This is a genomic window from Desulfatibacillum alkenivorans DSM 16219 (assembly GCF_900142135.1).
GTDB classification, from domain to species: Bacteria; Desulfobacterota; Desulfobacteria; order Desulfobacterales; family Desulfatibacillaceae; genus Desulfatibacillum; species Desulfatibacillum alkenivorans.
In genome coordinates this window covers 176,548-196,937 of the sequence record NZ_FQZU01000001.1, presented here as the reverse complement: position 1 = coordinate 196,937, position 20,390 = coordinate 176,548, and the positions used below count along the sequence as shown (strand labels likewise).

The window sequence follows — 20,390 nt, the reverse complement described above, 5'->3', positions numbered from 1 at the left end:
ACAAAAACGTGCCGTTTATTGAATCAATGCCATTCTATTGGTTCCCGTAATGCCCAAAGAGGAGAGTTTCATGAAAAAGCTGTTGAATTTACTCATAGTATTGCTGGGCTGCGCCATTTTGGCGGCGCCCGTCGCCATAACCGCTAGCGCTATTGGTGGAGGCGACTCCTTTGTTGTATCTTCCAATAACGCCGTCATCACCAAGGTCGTGGCCAAAGTCGGCGGCGCCAACGCCAGCGGGGTTCAGGATTCCGACACGCAGTGGACTTTCGACCTGGATGGAGCCGGCGCTGGAACTCCCGTGAATCTGCGTGTACTTGCCGTGGCTGACGGCGCCGGAGAGCCCAGTGTTTCTGTAACGGGAGATGTTGACGTGACCAAGGGCGTCTGCCGGGATAAATCCAACAGGCAACGCTGCAATGCAGACATCCTTGACGGAGCAACGGATTATTGCGACTGCGCCGGCATGACCCCATCCGCCGGGGACAAGCTGGTCATTCGGGTTATGGGAGAAGTTGCAGGCGCGGAGTCCGATGTTCCTCGTGATGTCTTTTAACACAATGGAAGAACGATAGGGCCAGGCTTCCATCGCTGCACCGTCCCTCTGAAAAGGGGATGGAAAGCCGTAAGAAAGCCGCTCAGCATCCAAAATACTTGTGAAAAAAAGGCGGGGATTCCAATTGCGGCTCCCCGCCCATCTCTCCCTTCCAAAAACGACCTCCCGGCTGTCCCCGAAAGCCCCCTGCTTGAAAACTATCGCCGTTAGGCAGCTTAAAATCCCGGCGCCTTGGCGTTTTTAGGCCGGTTTTCACCTTTTCTCTTGACTCCCCCCCCCATGTTCGCAATTATTTAAACATATTCGAAACTCCAATATACTCCGTGGGAAGCCTTTGAAAAACAATCCTATCGACTTTGGTTGAGAAGGTTTTTTCCATACTTATTTTGCATCTTACATAAAAAGGAGGGTAGTCATGAAGAAGTTGATGAACATGGCAATTGTTCTGCTTGGGTGCGCCATTATTGCGGCCCCCATTGTTTGGGCGGCATCCGCCCCGGGAAGCGGTTCATTAACCATTGATACGGTTAATGCAACCATCACCAAAGCGGTGGCCCAAGTTGGCGGCGCCACCATCAGCCCGACTTCCACCTCCCCCACCTCATGGACCTACGACCTGGGCGGGGCGCCTGCAGGAGTTCCCGTGAGCGTACGCATTTTAGGCGCGGCGGACGGCGCCGGAGCCCCTGCCGTGGAAGTAAGCGGCGATGTGGACGTTTCCAAAGGCGTCTGCCGGGACAAGTCCAACAGGCAGCGCTGCAACGCAGATATCCTTAACGGAGTTACGGATTATTGCGACTGCACCGGCATGACTCCTTCCGCCGGGGACAAGCTGGTCATCCGGGTGGTCGGCGAAGTGCTTGGCGCCATATCCAGCATCCCCAACGATGTTTTTTAGGGCGGCGACTGCACGGTAATGCCGGGACTGACAAAATCAGGCAAATCCTCCTAAAGGTGGAATATGGCCATGACCGAAGACCAATCAATGATCGGCCAGCGCCATTGCCCCTTCTGCGCAAAAAAGGCGGGGATCCGCATCATTTACGGATCCCCGCCCATAGCTGTCTATCTTCTGCATTTAAAGGGCGAGGTGATTCTCGGCGAATGCCGCCGGAACAAATCCTCGCCCGACTGGCATTGCAAGGCCTGCGGCCGCCGATGGAATGAACGCACTGGCGCTATCGTCCATCCCTCCAACGGGTAAGCCCTTGATCTTCCGTTCGCCGGCGTACTCTTCACAAAAAGGCATTAAGAGTCGTCTCCGCGATTTCCGCCCCTTCTAGCAGAGGCGGCCCCTCGTCCCTCTTTTCCTTTTAAAAAAAGCCGTTTTCTCGGGCTGCATGGGATTACACCAATAAAAAATCATTAAATAGCAAATTATTTACAAGCCATAATGACATTAAAAGCACTTTTTCAAGTTTTTTCGTCCGCCTGTTCATTTCAATTGACCCCATTCTGTTTTTCAGGAATATAGGCCGCATAATTGTCTGCATACGTCTTTTTTTAAAGAGAACTCGCACATGGCGGTTGACATTTCCTATCATGCAGGAGGGGTAATCATGAAAAAAGTATTGTTAGGGCTGTTGGTTTTTGCGGCTTGCATTGGCTTGCCCGTGACGGGGTCGGTTGGAGCCCCCGTTCCGGTCGGCGACTCCGTGATTGTCTCACTGAACGGAGGGACCATCAAAAGAGTCATAGCCTCCCTTGATGGCATAACACTTCCTCCCTCCGCGGCGACTGATACGGCATGGACCTTCAATCTACTAGGAATTGGACCGGGGCAACGCCTTTCATTTCGCGTAGTGGGCGTCTCGGACGGAAGCTCTGACCCCTCGGTAGCAATTCAAGGCGATGCCATCGGAGCCTTTCTTACGGTTTCCAAAGCCATTTGCCGCGGAAAAACCAACAGGCAAAGGGCAATTGCGGATATATTGCACGGCGATCCCACATACTGCGACTGCACGGGGCTGACCCCGGGAGACGGGGACAATCTGGTAATCACCGTAACCTGCTTAACGGCCGGCGGGGACATTCCCCAGCAATTTTAATGTTTCCTTGAAAACAGGGCCTGGCTGATCACCCGGCCGGGCCCTGTTCGCCAGATCGAGCGAAAGGCCCCGGCAACGCGTCGTATTACAGCCCGAACTCCTTTTTCCACGCCCACATCCGGTTCAAAGTCACGCCAATCCCCCCGCACACGATAACCACAATTTTTTCCGCATCCTGCAAAGGCGGCAGATCGTCATAAACAACCGCCAAAGACGCTCCGCACGCAGGCTCCACCAATACTTTCCGGTCTTCCGCAAAGGCCAGGCAAGCCTTGACCGCGTCCTTATCCGAGACCACGATCGGCCTCACTTCATGGCGAAAGGTCCAGTCCAGGGCTGCCTGAGAGGCTGTCTTGGCGCCCAGGCTTTGGGCGATGGAAGTGATGGCGTCCAGGTGCACCAGCGAGCCTTGCGCCACGGATTGGGCGAAGGAGTCCGCGCCTTTGGTTTCCGCGGCTATCACCGGAACGTCCTTCCACTCATGGCGCTCCATGCCTTCCAGGACCCCGCACAAAAGCCCGCCCCCTCCCACGGAAAGAACCACGGCGTCGGGCTTGCCGCATTGCCCGGCCAGTTCGTCCACCAAAGAGGAATGGCCGGTCCATAGGTCCGGGTGGTCAAAAGGAGGCACATAGGCGCATGTTTCATCCAACAGGCATTCCTGGGCGCGGACATGGGCGTCGTCCCAGGCCTTGCCGTGGATGATGAGTTCCGCTTTCTCCGATTGAATCAGTTCCCTGGCCCGCGGGGAAGAGCTTTCCGGCGCGACGACGGTGACTTTCACGCCCAGTTTTCGCCCCGCATAGGCCGTGGCGTAGCCAGCGTTGCCCGCAGAGGATGAGATCAGGTGAGTCACGCCCCGTTCCACGGCTTTTTGACAAAGATATCCCACGCCGCGGATCTTGAACGATCCCGGCGGCTGCAGGCATTCCATTTTTAGGAGAATTTTCCGGCCTATAGCCTCGCCCAACAGGCGGTGTTCCAAAAGAGGGGTGTGTATGTGGATGGGGTTCATGAATCAGTCTCCGGAAATTATGTTTCGTGCTCTTCAAACTGCATTGTATGCCTTTAGTTGGGCTATCGGCAATTTTTAAACAAAAAAAGCAGGGCTCTCCTCAAGGAAAAGCCCTGCCGGTAATCGTTAAGCATGTTTTGGGGCGTTTATTCCTCCGGCGGGGTGGAGCCCAGGGCGTTCAAAGCCAGGGTGATGGGCCGGTCTTCGGACCGGGGATCGCCCATGTTAATGGGGCCGGGCCTGCGGAAGTCGTCCGGGCCGGGATGGGCGGCCAGCCATTTTTCCCGCAGGTTTTTAACCACTTGGAAAGAGGCGGAGTTAAGCTGGACCGTGCTTTTTTCAATGACCAGGGTCAACTTGCCCTTGCGCTCTTCCAAATGCATCAGGGGGCCGATGGGAATGCCGATGGGCTCCCAGGTGTCGAAATCCCGCTCCAGGTTGCGGATAGCCGCCATCTGGCCGGTGGCGCCGGCTGCAATCAAAGCGAACACGGTCAGGCCCAGGTTGTAGGTGTAGGTGCAGTCAAACCACGTGGGATCGCTGCCCCGGCCGTCGTAGCCGTAAAAGTGGACCTGGGTTTTAAAGCTGGGAATGCTCTTTTTATAAATGGCCTGCACGGCGGACGGAATGGACTCCCCTTCTTTCAGCACATTGCAGCGAATCATTTCCTGGGTGAGGGTCTTGAGGCTCATGATTTCCTCTTTCATGAGCAGGAACTCGCCGTCCTGGTAATTTCGGAAGAGTGCGGGGCCGTAAAGCTGAGGATCGGCGCCGCCCTTTTTCATGGTCTTTTCATAGTAATCCCGGGTAAGCCCCACCTTGTATTTGCCCTGATCCCGCAGCCAGGCCAGGTAGTCCTGGACTAGGCCCATGATGACCTTGTCCGTCTCCACCTGGGAAAAAGGAAAGTTTCCGTGGCTGTCCCGCTCCATAAGCAGGCCTTCCTGGAAAAAAATGGGCAGGTCGGAAAACAGGTCGTCGTCCCGGGTGTTCCACAGGGTGAAGGAATCGTCCTCGCGGGACCTGCGGGCCAGCCTGCGGAGGTACTCCAGCTTTTCCTCCAATCTCTGGAATTCCAGGTGGAAAGGCCGGTCGTGCATTTCGTTGAAGTCGGCGATGATGGTGTTCAGCTTGATGATAAAGGTCTGGATTTCATTGATGAACTCCAGCACGCCTTCCGGGATGACCATGACGCCGTAATTCTTGCCCACGGCCGCCCTGCGCACGATGCCGTTGCAGATCACGCGGGACAGGTGGCGAATAGTCATGCCAAAGGCCGTGTAATCGGTCTGGCCGGTTTTCTCGGCCTTTTGAATGCGTTCGTAATCCACGTATTCGGAAAGTTCTTCGCCGATGAGGGTTAGGTTGGCGTGAGTCTGGAGGGCCACTTCCAGGGCCAGGTGGCTGGCCACCCTGCCCATGACCTTGCAGATGTGCCAGTATTTGACGTCGCTGGAGGCGTCGGTGCACAGGTTGCTGATTTCCGTGGCAAAGGCCCGGGCAGCGGTATGAAACCCAAAGGACATGGCGCACAGAACATTGCCTGATTTGTCCCGAACCTGGATGTCGCCGTCAATGGTCTTGGGAACGCCGATGACCTGAACGCCGTCGTCCTTCAGCTCCTGGGCCAGAAAGGCCGCGTTGGTGTTGGAGTCGTCCCCGCCGATAATCACCAGGGCGTCCAGGCCCAGATCCTTACAGGTCTGGCGGGCGCTGGAAACTTTCTTAACGGAATCGATTTTGGTGCGGCCGGTCTTGATCATGCCGAAGCCGCCCAGGTTCCGGTAGGAGTCTACGATTTCTTTGGTCAGAACCGTGTATTCGTTTTCGATCACGCCGTCCGGCCCCATGAGAAAGCCCAATACCTTGGTGTCCGGATTGGCCTTGACGGCGGCGTCGTAGATGCCTGCAATCACGTTATGGCCGCCGGGCGCAGGGCCCCCGGAGAAGACCACGCCAATGGCCCTGGCCTTTCCGTGCTCCGCCGCCTCTTCCCCGGAGGGGCGTTCCACGCCCACCACCGCCTGCACCTTGTTATGGATGATGTCAGGCAGCTTTCTGGCCGCTTCCGGGTCGATTTCAAAGCCGTATTGCTCCCGGTCCTCCAAGGCGATGCAGGCGTTTTCAAACACCTTGCAGCTTGGCGGGATGCATTCACGCCGGTCGATCAGTTGTTGGTTTTCCTTGTCGGTAACCTTCACAACGTCGGGGTGTTTCATGAGGGAATCAAGGCTGATCAGGTCCTTTTCAGTCACGTGGGGCCTCCTGAGTCTATATAAGCGCCTTAAGTCATAGGCTTTTATTCGGTTAACAATTAGCGGGTCGCATCCTGTGAAGTGTAATAAAAGCAAAGGTATCGGTCAAGGGCAAAAAGGATGTATAAAGAGGTTGGAAAGCGGGTTATGCGGCCGGCCGCTGCATGACGGCCGTGCGATAATGCCCGGCAAGGTCCCGGACGAATCTCAAGTTCTCGTATGCCTGGGTTTCCAGCGCAACCTGCTCCACCAAGTCCTTTTGGTCAAAACCCATTTCCAGCATAAGCCAGCCGCCGGGTTTCAGGTGCTCGGGCGCCCGTTCAATAATGAGAGCCAGATGGTCCATGCCTTGGGGACCGCCGTCCAGGGCGGACATGGGCTCGTAACGGGCCACTTCGGGCATGAGGCCGGGGATGTCCCGGGAGGGGATGTAGGGAGGATTGGAGACCACCAGGTCAAAGCGATCCAGGCACCGGACGGCCTCGAACCAGGAGCCTTTATAAAAATCCACGTTGAGATTATGCTTTTGGGCGTTGGCCTTGGCCGTTTCCAGGGCCTGGGGCGAATAGTCCACGGCCATGTAATGATGTTCGGGCTTTTCCGCAGCCAAAGCCAGAATAATGGCGCCGGAGCCGGTTCCCAGGTCCAGGACCCGCATGGGCGCCGGAGCCTCGCTTAAAACTTCCAGGGCGGTTTCCACCAGGGTTTCGGTTTCCGGCCGGGGAATGAGCACCGAGGGATTGACGTCCAGCTCCAGGGTCCAAAAATCCCGATTTCCCACGATGTAAGCCACGGGCTCCCGGGCGGCGCGGCGTTTTACAAGCCCGCGAAAGCGGCCTAACTCCTCCGGGTTTAAAGGCTGGTCGTGCCGGGTGTACAAATGGATTCGGGGGTAGTCCAGGCAATGGGACAGGAGAATTTCAGCGGAAAGCCTGGGGGCCTCCACCTGTTTTTCCGAAAAAAAATCCGTGGTCCATTTCAGGATTTTCTGGATTGTCCAGGTTTCCGGGGCCATTCCATTTCCTTAAGACGCTGGGTCCCTGTTTCGGGCGCAGCGTCATGATGATTCCCCAAAAAAGCAATCATCCCGCCGCTTCCCTTCACGGGGATGACGAAAAAATGCGGCGCATGCGCGCCCGTCCTCTTGGCTTACAAGCCCCCTTCCTGGAGGGCCTCCGCATTGTAATGGGTGGTCAGGGCGTCCACGATTTCCTGAATCTGGCCGGTCATGATGCTTTCCAGCTTGTACAGAGTCAAGCCGATGCGGTGGTCGGTCACCCGGCCCTGGGGATAGTTGTAGGTGCGAATACGTTCGCTCCGGTCCCCGGACCCCACCTGGCTTTTGCGTTCCGCGCTGATGGAGGCGTTCTGCTCCTGGACGGCGTGGTCCAAAAGACGCGCCCGCAGGACCTTCATGGCCTTGGCCTTGTTTTTATGCTGGGATTTTTCGTCCTGGCAGGTCACCACCACGCCCGTGGGCAAGTGGGTGAGGCGCACGGCCGAGTCGGTGGTGTTTACGTGCTGGCCGCCCGCGCCCTGAGAGCGGTATACGTCCACCCGGATTTCCGAAGGATCGATCTGGATGTCCACTTCCTCGGCTTCCGGCAGCACGGCCACGGTGCAGGCGGAGGTATGAATGCGGCCCTGGGCTTCGGTGACGGGCACGCGCTGCACGCGATGGGTTCCGCTTTCGAACTTGAAGGCGCTGTAGACGCCCTGGCCCGTGACCATGGCTGCGATTTCCTTGATGCCGCCCACGCCGGTAAGGTGCTCGGAAAGGGTTTCCACTTTCCAGCCCTGACTTTCTGCGAACCGGGAGTACATGCGAAAAAGATCGGCCGCAAAGAGTCCGGCTTCGTCCCCGCCGGTTCCGGCGCGGATTTCCAGGATGACGTTTTTATCGTCGTTGGGGTCCTTGGGAAGCAGGAGGATTTTCAGCTCGTCTTCCAGGCGGACCTGTTCCTTGTCGAGCCGGTCGATCTCCTCTTTGGCCAGGTCCTTGATGTCCGGGTCCGGGTCCTTGAGCAGTTCCCTGCTCTCCTCCAGTCCTTCCAGAACCTGTTTGTATTCCCTGTAAGCCTCCACCACCTTGGAAAGATCGGCGTGCTCCCGGACATATTTCTGGTAGACCTTTTGATCGCCCACGATTTTGGGGTCGCTCAACAGGGATTCCACTTCCAGAAAACGCTGTTCAACACCTTCCAGCCTGTCTAACATGACTCTTCGGTTAGCCTCTTTTGGTTTCAATAGGTCGTTAACAGCCCGGAATAATTTACAATAAATAAACTCCGAGCGGGACGCGAAGAAGAAGGCCGTCCGCGCCTCCCTGCATAAGAGCGGCGGCGGACGGGGTTCGGCTCCCCGCGTCAGGGCCAAAAAAATGCCCGGGGGGCGAAAAAGCTCCCCGGGATTTTGGCGTATTCACCTTGCAGCCTTGCAAAGCAAAGCTCAAGCCTGCGACCTACTGATCCTTTTTGGCTTCCTGAGCCTGATTGAACGCAGCGTACTTCCTGCGGAAGCGCTCGATGCGTCCGGCCGTATCCACCAGCTTTTGCTTGCCGGTGAAGAAAGGATGGCACTGGGAGCAGATTTCCACGGTCAGGTCATCGACGGTGGAACCCGCTTCCACGGTGGCGCCGCAGGCGCAGCGGATAACAGTAGTTTCGTATTTGGGATGGATGTCTTTTTTCATATTTCCTGGCTCCTTAAAATGCCTTGATCAACCCGTCAGCCGTTCATCGACTGCAAGAAATCCTCATTATCGCTCGTTCCTTTCATTTTTTCAAGTAAAAATTCCATGGAATCGATGGGATTGAGGGAAGAAAGCAGTTTTCTGAGTATCCACACGCGGTTGAGGGTTTCCGGAGGCAGCAGGAGCTCTTCCTTGCGCGTGCCGGAACGGTTGATATCGATGGCCGGGAAGGTCCGCTTGTCCGCCAGACGGCGATCCAGTTGCAGTTCCAAGTTGCCCGTGCCCTTGAATTCCTCAAAGATGACTTCGTCCATGCGGCTTCCGGTGTCGATCAGAGCCGTGGCGATGATGGTCAGGCTGCCGCCTTCCTCCACGTTTCTGGCCGCGCCGAAAAAGCGCTTGGGACGATGCAAAGCGTTGGAGTCCACGCCGCCGGAAAGAATTTTTCCGCTGGGGGGCACCACGGTGTTGTAGGCCCGGGCCAGACGGGTGATGCTGTCCAGCAGGATGACCACGTCTTTTTTATGCTCAACCAGGCGTTTAGCCTTTTCAATGACCATTTCGGCCACCTGCACATGGCGCTGGGCCGGCTCGTCAAAGGTGGAGGAGATGACCTCGGCCTTGACCGAACGCTGCATGTCCGTCACTTCCTCGGGCCGTTCGTCGATGAGCAGCACGATGAGGAAGACGTCCTTATGGTTGGCGTTGATGGAGTTGGCGATATTCTGCAGAAGCATGGTCTTGCCGCTTCTGGGAGGAGACACGATGAGTCCGCGCTGGCCGAATCCGATGGGCGTGAGCAGGTTGATGATCCTGACCGAATAATTGTCCGCCTCCCGCTCCATGTTCATGCGATCGTTGGGATACAAGGGCGTCAGGTTGTCGAAGAGAATCTTGTCGCGGGAGACCTCGGGGTCTTCAAAGTTGACGGATTCCACCTTCAACAGGGCGAAGTAGCGCTCCGACTCCTTGGGCTGGCGGATCTGGCCGGCCACGGTGTCGCCCGTGCGCAGGTTGAAACGGCGGATCTGAGAGGGAGACACGTAGATGTCGTCCGGTCCGGGCAGGTAGTTGTAGTCCGGGGCTCTCAGGAACCCGAATCCGTCAGGAAGGATCTCCAGAGTGCCTTCTCCGTGGATCATGCCGTTCTTTTCGGTCTGGGCCCGGAGGATGGCGAAAATGAGTTCCTGCTTGCGCATGCCGGCGGCGGCTTCAATATTGAAGGACTTTCCGATGGCCGCGAGCTCATTGATTTTCTTGTCTTTTAGTGCTCCAAGGTTCATTGGGGCGAAGTCTTGTTCCATATGTTTTTTCCTCAAAATATTCAGATTGCAAGATCTGGGTTATCGGGGGCGGTGATTATATTTTCAAATACAGAACAGCGCCGCGTCCGGAAAAGGCGTCAATCAATAACAGCGTCCCCCCCGGGTGCATTAAATTATAAGGCCGTCTGCCGACCCCGTTTGCGGGATAAACGGGCGGGCGCCGAGGAAAAATTCCAGAACTGAATGTTGGCGCAGTCTCCGATATCAGAATCTTACAAACAGGGGGTAGTTACCTACTGTTGGCGTATTGTGAAGGATTACTATGTGACTTGTTATGAGGCCTTAAATTTACCCTTTTGATTTGGTCCTAATCCTAAATGAGTGAATGCGGTCCCTATCCTTCGGCAAGGATAAATCAAAAGCCGCACCGTGTCAAGCCATTTCGGTGCGTTTACATAGCGATGCGTAAGGGCGTTTCAACCGATAGGATTTGTAAATTTTATCAGCCCAAAATCCTCCACGTCAATATAAAACATGCCAACATAAAAAACATGCCGTTAATCACTAAAAAAGGCCGAACGCAATAAGGCTCAAAGCATGGAATTGAAGCCGCTAATCTGATAATGTGAAAAAGCGGGAATAAAATCGGCATCCGCCTCTCCTATTTTTAATGTAGTGGAAACGCCATGAAAGAAATCAAGACTGAGGAATATAAAATAGAGGCTCCCGGCGGGAGCATATACGCCAAGGCTTGGATGCCGGAGGGTGGGGGCTCCGAGGTCCCCGTGATTCTGCTCCACGACTCCCTGGGCAGCGTGGATTTGTGGCGGGGTTTTCCCGAAATCCTGGCGGAAAAACTGAATCGCAAAGTCATCGCCTACGACCGCCTGGGCTTCGGCAAGTCGGACGCCCGCCGGGAACCGCCGTCCCTGAGATTCATCGAGGAGGAGGGGGAAATCTATTTCCCGCATGTCAAATCCGGGCTGTCCATCAAAAAATACGTCCTGTTCGGCCACAGCGTGGGCGGGGGCATGGCCTGCAACATCGCAGCCCAAGACGCTGACTGCCTGGGCGTGGCGACGGCGGCCTCCCAGGCTTTTGTGGAGGATCTCACCAGGCAGGGCATCATCGAAGTGCAAAAGGGCTTTGAAAAGCCCGGCCAGATGGAGCGCCTGGAAAAATGGCACGGCGAAAAGGCCCTGTGGGTATTGAGGGCCTGGACCGATACATGGCTTTCGCCCGATTTCGCGGATTGGAGCCTGGAAGATTGCATGAAAAAAGTCTCCTGCCCCGTGCTGGCCATCCACGGAGACAAGGACGAGTACGGCTCCCGGGCCTTTCCCGAATTCATCGCAGGCAAAGCCGCCGGCCCCTCCCAAATGCTCATCCTGAAAAACTGCGGCCACATGCCCCATTTGGAAAAAACGGATGAGGTGGTTGGGGCGATTAGAAAATTCTTAGGGGACCGCCACTTGTAAAAGAGCGCATAGGCGCGCCCTGTTAATGTACCATAAACAAGAAAAATTCCCTATATATAGGCCGGTACGACACTGGATCCCCGTTTGCGGGCGATCATGAAACAGCCAATCGCCCATGCGGGGATGACGATCTTCAGGGGTGAAAATTGTTTTTTTAGGCAAAAAGCGTTTGTTGGGTAGAGCGCTGAAACAGCGCGTTGAATTGATAAAAATGCCTTTTGCCTATACGCACAATAGGGCCTGTATCGCCGCAGGGAAACCCAGCGAACAGGGTTTTCAGGGGATGACACCGATTTCAAGCGTTTGGTAATTCGTCCGGAATTCAGGGGACACGATCCTGATCTCATTAAGCGCTGTTCCTGTTTGAATACTGCGCCCGAGATCAGGTCATGTCCCCGAAATCCTTTCCTGCCGTACCAACAATTAGTTATAGCTTCGATACTTGTTACTCTGGTATGCATTCCCACGGGGACCATGGGAACGAGAGGGCAGCGGCGCCGAAGTAGCAGCATGGAGCCAAATCCACGCTTGGCGTTTGAAATATAACCCTCTTGATTAATACGATTTTTGTCGCAATAAGGACGGCACGCACAGCAATAGTGTTTTCAGTGGCTTCCGTGCTTTCCGTGGTTTGATTTTTTTTGATATGGCGCACCAGAGGAACAAGCGAGCATGGTCAACACAAAAAAGCCCCTGCAGGCCGCTGATTCGGGGGCTCACGCGGCCGGCAGGGGCTTGGGGCTGTGCAGAAGAGCAGGGGGGCTCCGGGGCGGGCACAGCCAATACGCCGCATTGACCGGATACGGCGGTTCTGACATTCCCCTGAATAGCCGTAGAAATCAGGGGAAATCAAGCAATGGGATCAAACCCGGGTCTGGCCTTTGGGTTTGCGGGCTGCTTCTCAAACGTCAAACGTAGATTTGACCCCAAGCCGGGGGGCTATTTGGACTGTGGAGATGGCGCTGCTTCCGGCTTGGCTTCTCCCATGGGGAATATCCTGCGGCGCCTTAACCGGGATCCGCAATTAACGGCGCCGCGTTGGTCCGGCCACGCCCGGCTAAAAGGGTCGCTGCACGAATTTTCGCCATTAAAAACGCTTGAATCAGGTAACGGTTTTTTCATAAAAACAAAACCTCCGAGGCTCTCATGGAGCGATTTTGTCATGTCCCTTCCGACTCTGCTTTTACGCACAAGTTAGCCATTTCTAACTTGAGGGCCCAAAAATATTCCGGAGGCCTGATTAAAAAAAAGACCGCCGGAACGGATTAATTCATGAAACCTTGATCGCCCGCCGATCAAATAGCATACACAATCAAAGTTTGAATAATCTAATACCCTGCTTTCAGGATGGCGTCAAGGAGTTTTTTTTAAAAAATGGATCAGCGCTTGACTCGTGCGGCGAATATACGCATAAAGAATAATTAATCGGCCAATTCAGGTTTTTTCAGGATTTTTTGGGGATTATTTTACCCATTTCTTTAGGGATGAGTTTCGGCTTTAAACCGGCCCTCTGTTTTGATTTTTTAACCCGGGCGTGGAAAAAACAGAATTACGGAACCTGCTTGCAGGTTTTCCCGGCGGCTTGCCGGATTGGCGCCATTTACGGTCGTGAAACTTTTTTCTAATAAAAATTAAATGGTTGTCCATATCTTTTCCAATGATTGAAATGGGGGTCTGAAAAGGATGTTCGGGTCAAGGGCTTGACACAGACCATTTTGGTTGAAAAAAGCCTACTTATATGCCACATAGATCAACCTGTATTTCTGGCTACGAAAGCCAAATAAAAATAAGGAGCTAAGGGATGAAGCAGCAATACGTATACTTTTTCGGGGGAGGCATGGCGCAAGGGCGCGCCGACATGAACAACCTCTTAGGCGGCAAGGGAGCCAACATCGCCGAAATGGTTAATCTCGGCCTTCCCGTGCCGCCTGGTTTTACCTTGACCACCGAATTATGTAACGAGTTTAACAAGCGCAACCGCGAGTACCCCAAGTCTTTGGAAAAGGAAGTGGAAGTGAACCTCCGCCGGCTGGAAGAGCTGGCCAAGAAGAAATTTGGGGACCCAGTTGATCCCCTGCTCGTAAGCGTACGCTCCGGCGCTCGCGCTTCCATGCCCGGCATGATGGAAACCGTGCTGAATGTGGGCCTGACCGAAGGAACCATTCCGGGGATGATCGCCAAAACCCAGAATCCCCGTTTTGTATACGACGCCTACCGCAGGCTCATCGCCATGTACTCCGACGTGGTCATGGAAAAAGCCGAAGGCATTGAGCCGGAAGACGGCGACAGCATTCGCAACCAGCTTGAGCACATGCTGGAAGCCGTCAAAAAGAAAAACGGGTATGTGAATGACACGGAGCTTTCCGAAAACGACCTGAAGGAGCTTTGCGCAGCCTATAAAGTAAAGGTAAAGGAAGTTCTGGGCGCCGAATTCCCGGACGATCCCATGAAGCAGCTTTGGGGCGCCATCGGAGCGGTCTTTCTGTCCTGGAACGGGAAGCGCGCCGTGGCATACCGCCGGATTGAAAACCTCCCCGACGATTGGGGAACGGCGGTCAATGTGCAGGCCATGGTGTTCGGAAACACCGGCGACAAATCCGCCACCGGCGTGGCTTTCACCCGCAACCCCGCCACGGGCGACAACAATCTCTACGGCGAATGGCTGATTAACGCCCAGGGCGAAGACGTGGTGGCGGGCATCCGTACTCCTTACGCCATCAACAAGCTGGCAAAAACCGACGCCAACAAGGATCTTCCCACCCTGGAAGAAGCCATGCCCAAGCTGTACCAGGACCTGATGGACATCCGCGAAAAGCTGGAGACCCATTACCGCGACATGCAGGACCTGGAATTCACCATCGAAGACAACGTTTTATATATGTTGCAAACCCGTGTGGGCAAGCGCAACGGTCCGGCGGCCATCAAAATGGCCGTGGACATGGCCAAATCCGGCCTTATCGACAAAGACACCGCACTCAAGAGGGTCAAGCCTGAGCAGGTGGAGGAATTGCTTCACCCCATGGTGGACCCGGAAGCGGAAAAACTCGCTGAAAAGCTGGGCAAAGGCCTTCCGGCCGGTCCCGGCGGCGCCATCGGCAAGATCGTCCTGACGGCGGACAAAGCCATGGAGCTGGGTGAACAGGGCAAACGGGTCATCCTGGTCAGGGAAGAGACCTCCCCCGAAGACGTGCACGGCATGAAGCCCGCCCAGGCTATCCTGACCTCCAAGGGCGGCATGACCAGCCATGCGGCTTTGGTCGCCCGCGGCTGGGGCAAGTGCTGCATCGTAGGCTGCTCGGCCATGGAAATCGATACTAAGGCCAAGACCGTAACCTTTGGGGACAAAGTCCTCAAAGAAGGCGACTGGATTACCATGAACGGCACCAAGGGCGTGATCTACGAAGGCCAGTTGGACCTGGTGGAAGTGGATCCCCTGAGCCACAAGGAATACCGCACCCTCATGACTTGGGCCGACAAAGTCCGGACCCTGAAGATCCGCACCAATGCGGACACTCCCGAAGATGCGGCCGCGGCCGTGGCCTTCGGCGCCCAGGGCATCGGCCTGACCCGCACCGAGCACATGTTCTTCGGCGACCGCATCTGGGCCATGCGCGAAATGATCATGGCGGAAGACATCGAAGGCCGCAAGGCGGCGCTCAGGAAGCTCCTGCCCATGCAGCGCCAGGATTTCACAGGCATCTTCAAGGCCATGGGCAACCGTCCCGTGACCATCCGCCTGCTTGATCCGCCCCTGCACGAATTCCTGCCCCACGACGACGAAGCCCAGAAGGAAATGGCCTCCCGCTTAAACACCACGGAAAGAAGGATCGCCGCCAAGGCCGAATCCCTGACCGAGTTCAACCCCATGCTGGGACACCGGGGCTGCCGTCTGGGAACCATCTATCCTGAAATCACGGCCATGCAGGCCAGGGCTATCTTTGAGGCGGCGGCCGACTGCTGGGCCGAAGACATCAAGGTCAAGCCCGAAGTCATGGTGCCCCTGGTGGGGACCGTGGGCGAATTTGAAAATCAAAAGGCCATCATCGACCAGCAGGCCGCCAAGGTCATGGACGAAAAAGGCATTACCTTTAAATACATGGTAGGCACCATGATCGAAATCCCCAGGGCCTGCCTCATCGCCGACCAGATCGCTCAGCAGGCCGAGTTCTTCTCCTTTGGAACCAACGACCTGACCCAGTTGACCTTCGGCTACTCCAGGGACGACGCAGGCACCTTCCTGCCCCATTACCTGGAGAGCAAGATTCTTGCCCACGATCCTTTCCAATCCGTGGATCAGACCGGCGTGGGCGAGCTCATGAAAATCGGCACGGAACGCGGCCGCACCACGCGTCCCAAGCTGAAAATCGGAATCTGCGGCGAGCACGGCGGCGATCCCAAGTCCGTCTGGTTCTGCAATTCCATTGGACTCGACTATGTAAGTTGTTCCCCTTACCGGGTGCCTATTGCGCGTTTGGCGGCCGCCCATGCGGCCCTGGCCAACGGACACTCGGTGGAATAGGGAGCCTTTATGATATATTTGGATCATAACGCCACCACGGCTGTGGACGAACGGGTAGCCAGGGTGATGGAGCCTTTTTTCCGCTCCGCTTTCGGCAATCCTTCCAGCAGTTACCAGGAAGGCCTTGACGCCAAACGCTCCGTAGAAAACGCCAGGGAGAAAGCGGCCAAGGCGCTTGGCGCCAAACCGCAGGAAATCGTCTTTACCAGCGGCGGCAGTGAATCCAATAATTGGGTGATTAAGAGCCTTGCCGGGTCCAGGCCCGGCAAGGGTCATATCATCACCACGGCCATCGAACATCCTTCGGTCCTGAACCCCTGCCTGTATTTTATGGAGCGGGGATATGACGTCACCTTTGCGGGAGTGGACTCCCAAGGCGTGGTGGACGTGGAGGAGATCGAAAAAGCCGTGCGTCCCGACACATTCCTGATTTCGGTCATGCACGCCAACAACGAAACCGGCGTGATCCAACCCATCTCCGAAATTTCCCGAATCGCCAAAAAGGCCGGCGCCCTGCTCCACTCGGACGCAGCCCAGACCCTGGGCAAAATCCCCGTGGACGTCAACGCCATGGGCGTGGACTTTTTGTCCGTGGCCGGCCACAAGGTGTACGCCCCCAAAGGCATAGGCCTCTTGTATATCCGGGAAGGCGTGGAATTGGAGCCCATGATCCTGGGCGGCGGCCAGGAAAGCGGACGCCGGGCCGGCACGGAAAACGTGCCCATGGCTGTGGGTCTGGGCACCGCCTGCGAATTTTTCACAGGCGACATGACCCGCGTCACCGAGCGCCTTTCCCGCTTGACCGCCCTCTTGTTCGAGCTTTTATCCGAACGCATAGAAGGCCTTGTGCTGAACGGCCATCCGGACCAACGCCTGCCCAACTGCCTGAGCGTTTCCTTTCCCGTAGTCACCGGAGCGGATTTGCTGGCTGCAGTCCCCGAGGTGCGTGCGTCCACAGGAGCGGCCTGCCATGACAGGTCCGCGGCGGTCAGTCATGTGCTGGCGGCCATGGGCGTGCCCGCGGAGCAGGCCAAGGGCACGGTGCGCCTTTCCCTGGGCATCCACACCAATCAAACGGAGATCGAAAAAGCGGCCAAACTCATAGCCAACGCTTACGAAAAAATGACCCGGCCATGATTTTATTGTAAAATCCCTTAACGCGGGCCTTGTTTTCGCCCAAGCCTTGGGATATCCTTGCATCAGGATCATGGGAAAACGTAAATCAGCCAAAAACCGTGAAAATCTCACGGTCATCACCACTCATAATAACGCGGATTACGACGCCTTTGCGTCCCTGCTGGCGGCCCAAAAGCTGTATCCCAACTCCGTGGTCGTCCTGCCCGGAACCAAGGAGTCCAACCTGCGCCATTTCTTTATCCAGTCCATCGTTTACATGATGAACCTGGAGCAGATGTCCAATATCGACATCAACAGCGTGTCCACCCTGGTTCTGGTGGACACCAAAAAAAAATCCCGCATCGGCCGTCTGGCCAAGGCCGTGGGCAAGCCGGGAGTGGAGATCCACGTATACGACCATCATCCCTCGTCCAACGGAGACGTGGAGGGGGATAGGGAGATTTGCCGCCCCACGGGCGCCACGGTCACGATCCTGACGGAAATTCTCCGGGAAAAAAACATCCCCATCACCGCGGACGAGGCCACCTTGTTCTGCCTGGGAATTCATGAGGATACGGGGTCGTTCACCTTTTCCTCCACCACCAAGGAGGATTTTCTGGCCGCCGCCTACCTCATGGAGCAAGGCGCCAACCTGAACATTGTGTCCAGCCTCCTGGCCCGGGAATACAGCCCGGAGCAGATTTCCGCATTGAACGACCTGATCCGCTCCAGCGTGTTCCACCCGGTGCACGGCATTGAGGTGGCGGTCAGCACCATTTCCATGGAGAATTATTTCGCCGACTTCGCCGTGCTGGTCCACAAGCTCATGAAAATGGAGAACATGGACGCCCTCATCGCTTTAGGGCAGATGGGGGACCGCATCCATGTGGTGGGCCGAAGCCGGCTGCCCGAAGTCAACGTGGGCAAGGTGATCAAGGCCCTGGGCGGAGGCGGCCATTCCTTTGCAGCCGCAGCCACGGTCAAGGACCGGACCCTGGCTCAGTTGGAGGCGGAAGTGCTGGCCCTGCTGCACAAGCATGTGGAGCCCCGGCAAAAAGCCCGGGACGTCATGAGCACGCCGGCCATCTCCACCACCGTGGACGTCAGCATAAAAAAAGCGGCGGCCCTGCTGACTCAATACAACATCAACGCCCTGCTCATCACAGACCCTCCGGACGAGGAGGGAAACAAGGAGTTGCGGGGCTTCATCTCCCGGCAGGTGGTGGAAAAGGCCATGCACCACAACCTGTCCGAGGTGCCGGTGCTGGAATACATGACCTCGGACCCCATGACCGTCCCCAAGGACGCGGACCTGCCGGAAATCCAAAAGCTGGTCATAGAAAACAAGCAACGCATCCTCCCGGTCATGGACGACGGCCATATTGTGGGCGTGATCACCCGCACGGACCTGTTGAACCTGCTCATAAGCCGCAACCATCAGCATGACGGAAAAGAAGACGGGGTCCGCTCCGACTCGTCCAGGGCGTATATCCGCAGCGCTTCCAAAATGATGCGGGACCGGCTGTCCCCGGGATACCTGGAACTGGTCCGGGAGTTGGGCAAAATCGCCGATGCCATGGGCCTGGAAGCCTTTTTGGTGGGCGGCTTCGTCCGGGACCTGGTCATGAGCCACAAAAACGAGGATTTCGACGTGGTGGTGGAAGGGGACGGCATCGCCTTCGCCCGCCGCTTCGCCCAGGTTCACGGATGTCGCGTGCACTCTCATTCCGAGTTCGGGACCGCCGTGATCATCATGGAAGACGGGTTCAAAATCGACGTGGCCTCGGCCCGTTTCGAGTATTACGCCTCGCCCGCGTCCCTGCCCGTGGTGGAGACAAGCTCCCTGAAAATGGACCTGTACCGGAGGGATTTTACGGTCAACACCATGGCCATCCAGATCAACGAAAAATCCTTTGGAACGCTCATCGATTATTTCGGCGCCCAGCGGGACATCAAGGCCAAAGCCATCCGGGTGCTGCACAACCTGAGCTTTGTGGAAGACCCCACCCGGGTGTTTCGGGCCATCCGTTTTGAGCAGCGCTACGGGTTCAGCATAGGCAAGCTGACGTCCAATCTGATCAAGAACGCGGTCAAAATGGATTTTTTCCGGCACCTGTCCGGCCGGCGCCTGTTTTCCGAACTGAAGCTCATCCTGGAAGACGAAAACCCCATTGGCGCCGTGGATCGCATGGCAGGGTACAACCTACTGCCCTTCATTCATCCGGACCTGGATTTCGGGCCTGAAAAACAGGACTTGTTCGAGTCGGTCAAGGAAGTGCTCACCTGGCATGATTTGCAATTTATGGACGATTCCTATATGAAATGGGCCGTTCAATTCCTGGCCCTGTTTCACGGTTTTGATCAGGATCAGGTGGACGCCGCGCTTTTGCGATTGGAAATCGCCCCCAAATTTCACGACCTGTTCTACGAGCACCGCCAGTACGGACGCCAATGCTTGTACAGGCTGGAGCGGGAGGAGAAAATCATCAACAGCGAACTCTATCGCATGTTGAGACTCCTGCCCACGGAAATGCTGCTTTTTCTGCTGGCCCGGGCCAAAAGCAAAAATGCCAAACGCAGGTTAACCAGGTTTCTGACGGAGTTGAAAGGCGTGGCGTGCCTGCTTTCCGGCAAGACCCTCAAGCAGATGGGAATCAAGCCCGGCCCCATATACAAAAAGGTCCTGGACGCCGTCCTGGACGCTCGGCTGGACGGGAAGGTTTTTACCTTTGAAGATGAAATGGCTTTGGCCGTGAGGTTAATTAATAATGCAAATGCTTAACGCCGCCGCACAAGTTGCGGCCCTGGCCCTGGCCATGGCCGCTCATGAAGCCGCCCATGCAGGCATGGCCTACAGCCTGGGGGATCCCACCGCTAAATTGGCGGGCAGACTGACCTTGAATCCGCTCAAACACATAGACCCGGTGGGGACGGTAATCCTTCCCGCCGTCCTATTGATTACCAACGCCGGTTTCCTGTTCGGCTGGGCCAAGCCTGTGCCTGTGGATGAGCGTTTTTTAAAAACCAGGCAGGACGCCATTCTGGTCTCCCTGGCCGGCGTGGCGGTCAACCTGGGCCTGGCAATGATTTTGGGATTTCTTTTCCAAATTCTCTGGGCGAACCAATGGGTGGACAAGGCGGGTTTCATCCCCCTGTTTTTTTTGTACAGCGTGATCATCAACAGCGTGCTGGCGGTGTTCAACATGATTCCCATGCCCCCCTTGGACGGCAGCCACGTTTTGCGTCTGACCCTGCCCCGGGATTTAAGCCTGCGGTATCAACAACTGCAACCTTATGGTATAATAATTCTTTTCATCCTTCTGGCCACGGGCGTACTGTGGAAGGTCATGGATTTCTTTATCCAGCCCATCTGCAAAATCGCCTTGGGAGACCTGGCCAGGATCCTTTACGGCGGATGATTTTATAAACTTGTAACAACATAGGAT

Annotated in this window: 15 protein-coding genes; 9 read left to right on the top strand and 6 right to left on the bottom strand. The window is 56.0% G+C overall.

Annotated elements, in window-relative coordinates; translation table 11 throughout:
- The first annotated feature begins 70 nt into the window (after positions 1-70).
- The 4 genes from BUE18_RS00805 to BUE18_RS00790 all read left to right on the top strand — a co-directional run bounded on the left by BUE18_RS00805 (position 71) and on the right by BUE18_RS00790 (position 2,604).
- Positions 71-556: a hypothetical protein gene (locus BUE18_RS00805; RefSeq protein ID WP_073471929.1), complete on the top strand. Its 486-nt coding sequence runs from the start codon at positions 71-73 to the stop codon at positions 554-556.
- Positions 557-971: 415 nt separating this feature from the next.
- On the top strand, positions 972-1,454 hold the full coding sequence (locus BUE18_RS00800; protein WP_073471928.1) for a hypothetical protein: 483 nt from the start codon (positions 972-974) through the stop codon (positions 1,452-1,454).
- A 69-nt stretch (positions 1,455-1,523) separates the two neighbouring features.
- Positions 1,524-1,760: a hypothetical protein gene (locus BUE18_RS00795; RefSeq protein WP_139264570.1), complete on the top strand. Its 237-nt coding sequence runs from the start codon at positions 1,524-1,526 to the stop codon at positions 1,758-1,760.
- Between the two features lie 355 nt (positions 1,761-2,115).
- Entirely contained in the window at positions 2,116-2,604 is a 489-nt protein-coding gene (locus BUE18_RS00790) for a hypothetical protein (protein ID WP_073471924.1), read from the top strand.
- 85 nt (positions 2,605-2,689) lie between these two features.
- Here the strand turns inward: BUE18_RS00790 and BUE18_RS00785 are convergent, their stop codons facing one another.
- From BUE18_RS00785 to rho, 6 genes are all read right to left on the bottom strand, one after another.
- Positions 2,690-3,619, bottom strand: a complete 930-nt coding sequence (locus BUE18_RS00785; RefSeq protein ID WP_073471922.1) for a pyridoxal-phosphate dependent enzyme — start codon at positions 3,617-3,619, stop codon at positions 2,690-2,692.
- 146 nt (positions 3,620-3,765) lie between these two features.
- Positions 3,766-5,874: a 6-phosphofructokinase gene (locus BUE18_RS00780; protein ID WP_073471920.1), complete on the bottom strand. Its 2,109-nt coding sequence runs from the start codon at positions 5,872-5,874 to the stop codon at positions 3,766-3,768.
- A gap of 145 nt (positions 5,875-6,019) precedes the next feature.
- Positions 6,020-6,889 (bottom strand): peptide chain release factor N(5)-glutamine methyltransferase, encoded by an 870-nt coding sequence (gene prmC / locus BUE18_RS00775; RefSeq protein ID WP_073471918.1) that lies wholly within the window; start codon positions 6,887-6,889, stop codon positions 6,020-6,022.
- Between the two features lie 134 nt (positions 6,890-7,023).
- Positions 7,024-8,091 carry a peptide chain release factor 1 gene (gene prfA / locus BUE18_RS00770; protein WP_073471916.1) on the bottom strand — a complete coding sequence of 356 codons (1,068 nt, stop codon included), beginning with the start codon at positions 8,089-8,091 and terminating at the stop codon, positions 7,024-7,026.
- Between the two features lie 244 nt (positions 8,092-8,335).
- A complete protein-coding gene (rpmE, locus tag BUE18_RS00760) occupies positions 8,336-8,566 on the bottom strand; it encodes a 50S ribosomal protein L31 (protein ID WP_073471913.1) in 231 nt (76 codons plus the stop codon).
- Between the two features lie 35 nt (positions 8,567-8,601).
- Positions 8,602-9,849 (bottom strand): transcription termination factor Rho, encoded by a 1,248-nt coding sequence (gene rho / locus BUE18_RS00755; protein ID WP_083610704.1) that lies wholly within the window; start codon positions 9,847-9,849, stop codon positions 8,602-8,604.
- Positions 9,850-10,517: 668 nt separating this feature from the next.
- Here rho and BUE18_RS00750 point away from each other — a divergent pair.
- The 5 genes from BUE18_RS00750 (at position 10,518) to BUE18_RS00725 (ending at position 20,363) form a co-directional block, all read left to right on the top strand.
- A complete protein-coding gene (locus tag BUE18_RS00750) occupies positions 10,518-11,309 on the top strand; it encodes an alpha/beta fold hydrolase (protein ID WP_073471910.1) in 792 nt (263 codons plus the stop codon).
- 1,801 nt (positions 11,310-13,110) lie between these two features.
- Positions 13,111-15,828 (top strand): pyruvate, phosphate dikinase, encoded by a 2,718-nt coding sequence (gene ppdK, locus BUE18_RS00740; RefSeq protein ID WP_073471907.1) that lies wholly within the window; start codon positions 13,111-13,113, stop codon positions 15,826-15,828.
- Between the two features lie 9 nt (positions 15,829-15,837).
- A complete protein-coding gene (locus BUE18_RS00735; RefSeq protein ID WP_073471905.1) occupies positions 15,838-16,965 on the top strand; it encodes a cysteine desulfurase family protein in 1,128 nt (375 codons plus the stop codon).
- A gap of 70 nt (positions 16,966-17,035) precedes the next feature.
- On the top strand, positions 17,036-19,726 hold the full coding sequence (locus BUE18_RS00730) for a CBS domain-containing protein (RefSeq protein WP_073471903.1): 2,691 nt from the start codon (positions 17,036-17,038) through the stop codon (positions 19,724-19,726).
- Positions 19,713-20,363, top strand: coding sequence for a site-2 protease family protein (locus BUE18_RS00725; RefSeq protein WP_073471901.1), 651 nt, complete (start codon positions 19,713-19,715; stop codon positions 20,361-20,363). The genes BUE18_RS00730 and BUE18_RS00725 overlap by 14 nt, the downstream gene beginning before the upstream one ends.
- The last annotated feature ends 27 nt before the right edge of the window (positions 20,364-20,390 follow it).

Bases quoted from the DNA above. Each gene is read 5' to 3' on its own strand.
- BUE18_RS00805 (WP_073471929.1), top strand. From the start codon at position 71: ATGAAAAAGCTGTTGAATTTACTCATAGTATTGCTGGGCTGCGCCATT.
- BUE18_RS00800 (WP_073471928.1), top strand. From the start codon at position 972: ATGAAGAAGTTGATGAACATGGCAATTGTTCTGCTTGGGTGCGCCATT.
- BUE18_RS00795 (WP_139264570.1), top strand. From the start codon at position 1,524: ATGACCGAAGACCAATCAATGATCGGCCAGCGCCATTGCCCCTTCTGC.
- BUE18_RS00790 (WP_073471924.1), top strand. From the start codon at position 2,116: ATGAAAAAAGTATTGTTAGGGCTGTTGGTTTTTGCGGCTTGCATTGGC.
- BUE18_RS00785 (WP_073471922.1), bottom strand. From the start codon at position 3,619: ATGAACCCCATCCACATACACACCCCTCTTTTGGAACACCGCCTGTTG.
- prmC (WP_073471918.1), bottom strand. From the start codon at position 6,889: ATGGCCCCGGAAACCTGGACAATCCAGAAAATCCTGAAATGGACCACG.
- prfA (WP_073471916.1), bottom strand. From the start codon at position 8,091: ATGTTAGACAGGCTGGAAGGTGTTGAACAGCGTTTTCTGGAAGTGGAA.
- rpmE (WP_073471913.1), bottom strand. From the start codon at position 8,566: ATGAAAAAAGACATCCATCCCAAATACGAAACTACTGTTATCCGCTGC.
- rho (WP_083610704.1), bottom strand. From the start codon at position 9,849: ATGAACCTTGGAGCACTAAAAGACAAGAAAATCAATGAGCTCGCGGCC.
- BUE18_RS00750 (WP_073471910.1), top strand. From the start codon at position 10,518: ATGAAAGAAATCAAGACTGAGGAATATAAAATAGAGGCTCCCGGCGGG.
- ppdK (WP_073471907.1), top strand. From the start codon at position 13,111: ATGAAGCAGCAATACGTATACTTTTTCGGGGGAGGCATGGCGCAAGGG.
- BUE18_RS00735 (WP_073471905.1), top strand. From the start codon at position 15,838: ATGATATATTTGGATCATAACGCCACCACGGCTGTGGACGAACGGGTA.
- BUE18_RS00730 (WP_073471903.1), top strand. From the start codon at position 17,036: ATGGGAAAACGTAAATCAGCCAAAAACCGTGAAAATCTCACGGTCATC.
- BUE18_RS00725 (WP_073471901.1), top strand. From the start codon at position 19,713: ATGCAAATGCTTAACGCCGCCGCACAAGTTGCGGCCCTGGCCCTGGCC.